This window comes from Bacillus sp. FSL K6-2944 (genome assembly GCF_038005385.1).
GTDB lineage: Bacteria > Bacillota > Bacilli > Bacillales > Bacillaceae_G > Bacillus_A > Bacillus_A cereus.
In genome coordinates, this window is sequence record NZ_JBBOTE010000001.1 from 4,030,001 (window position 1) to 4,032,500 (window position 2,500).

Genomic DNA, 2,500 nt, shown 5'->3' on the forward strand with positions numbered 1-2,500 from the left:
TTTCTAACTTAAATCTTCTTATATTAAAGTACATCAAAAACAACTGTACTATTTTAACACACTGATGAATCCTATCTTTAAGAAATAAAATAGAAAATCTTAAATTACATATAAAGAATCACGAAAGAAATTGAATAAAACTTATATAGCTACGTACTCAAAAACCTTTTTGAAAAGCGAGAAGCACTTCAAAATATTTAGCTTTGAAAAGAAGTTATAAAACACAAAAAAGACGAGTCATTCTGACTCGTCTTAAAGTTGCTTGGCGACGTCCTACTCTCACAGGGACAAGGTCCCAACTACCATCGGCGCTAGAGAGCTTAACTTCCGTGTTCGGTATGGGAACGGGTGTGACCTCTCTGCCATCATCACCAAACTATGAAGGCATATTCCTTCAAAACTAGATAACATTGCTACATATTATATGGTTAAGTCCTCGATCTATTAGTATTCGTCAGCTCCACATGTCACCATGCTTCCACCTCGAACCTATCAACCTGATCATCTTTCAGGGATCTTACTAGCTTACGCTATGGGAAATCTCATCTTGAGGGGGGCTTCATGCTTAGATGCTTTCAGCACTTATCCCTTCCGCACATAGCTACCCAGCTATGCCCTTGGCAGAACAACTGGTACACCAGCGGTGCGTCCATCCCGGTCCTCTCGTACTAAGGACAGCTCCTCTCAAATTTCCTACGCCCACGACGGATAGGGACCGAACTGTCTCACGACGTTCTGAACCCAGCTCGCGTACCGCTTTAATGGGCGAACAGCCCAACCCTTGGGACCGACTACAGCCCCAGGATGCGATGAGCCGACATCGAGGTGCCAAACCTCCCCGTCGATGTGGACTCTTGGGGGAGATAAGCCTGTTATCCCCGGGGTAGCTTTTATCCGTTGAGCGATGGCCCTTCCATGCGGAACCACCGGATCACTAAGCCCGACTTTCGTCCCTGCTCGACTTGTAGGTCTCGCAGTCAAGCTCCCTTATGCCTTTGCACTCTACGAATGATTTCCAACCATTCTGAGGGAACCTTTGGGCGCCTCCGTTACACTTTAGGAGGCGACCGCCCCAGTCAAACTGCCCACCTGACACTGTCTCCCGGGTCGATAAGACCCGTAGGTTAGAATTTCAATACAGTCAGGGCGGTATCCCACCAGCGCCTCCACCGAAGCTAGCGCTCCGGTTTCAATGGCTCCCGCCTATCCTGTACAAACTGTACCAAAATTCAATATCAGGCTACAGTAAAGCTCCACGGGGTCTTTCCGTCCTGTCGCGGGTAACCTGCATCTTCACAGGTACTATAATTTCACCGAGTCTCTGGTTGAGACAGTGCCCAAATCGTTACACCTTTCGTGCGGGTCGGAACTTACCCGACAAGGAATTTCGCTACCTTAGGACCGTTATAGTTACGGCCGCCGTTTACTGGGGCTTCAGTTCAGAGCTTCGCTTACGCTAACCCCTCTCCTTAACCTTCCAGCACCGGGCAGGTGTCACCCCCTATACTTCGCCTTACGGCTTCGCAGAGAGCTGTGTTTTTGCTAAACAGTCGCTTGGGCCTATTCACTGCGGCTTTCCGTTAAGAAAGCACCCCTTCTCCCGAAGTTACGGGGTCATTTTGCCGAGTTCCTTAACCAGAGTTCTCTCGCACACCTTAGGATTCTCTCCTCGCCTACCTGTGTCGGTTTGCGGTACAGGCACCTTTTATCTCGCTAGAAGCTTTTCTTGGCAGCGGGGAATCAAAGACTTCGCTCCATAAGGAGCTTCCCCATCACAGCTCAGCCTTTACGATAAGCGGATTTGCCTACTTATCAGCCTAACTGCTTGGACGTGCACAACCAATCGCACGCTTCTTCTATCCTTCTGCGTCCCTCCATTGCTCAAACGATAAAGAGGTGGTACAGGAATATCAACCTGTTGTCCATCGCCTACGCCTGTCGGCCTCGGCTTAGGTCCTGACTAACCCTGAGCGGACGAGCCTTCCTCAGGAAACCTTAGGCATTCGGTGGACGGGATTCTCACCCGTCTTTCGCTACTCATACCGGCATTCTCACTTCTAAGCACTCCACCAGTCCTTCCGGTCTGACTTCACTGTCCTTAGAACGCTCCCCTACCACTGATACCATTGGTATCAATCCGCAGCTTCGGTGGTGTATTTAGCCCCGGTACATTTTCGGCGCAGAGTCACTCGACTAGTGAGCTATTACGCACTCTTTAAATGGTGGCTGCTTCTAAGCCAACATCCTAGTTGTCTAAGCAACTCCACATCCTTTTCCACTTAATACACACTTTGGGACCTTAGCTGGCGGTCTGGGCTGTTTCCCTTTTGACTACGGATCTTATCACTCGCAGTCTGACTCCTAAGGATAAGTCATTGGCATTCGGAGTTTGACTGAATTCGGTAATCCGATGAGGACCCCTAGTCCAATCAGTGCTCTACCTCCAAGACTCTTACACTTAAGGCTAGCCCTAAAGCTATTTCGGGGAGAACCAGCTATC

At 49.0% G+C, this 2,500-nt stretch carries 2 rRNA genes (1 of these 2 only partly in view); both read right to left on the bottom strand.

Annotation, left to right across the window (positions count from 1 at the left end):
* Positions 1 to 260: 260 nt before the first annotated feature.
* Positions 261 to 376 (bottom strand): 5S ribosomal RNA (gene rrf, locus MHH55_RS20615).
* A 48-nt stretch (positions 377 to 424) separates the two neighbouring features.
* Positions 425 to 2,500, bottom strand: a 23S ribosomal RNA gene (locus MHH55_RS20620) (it continues 846 nt past the right edge of the window).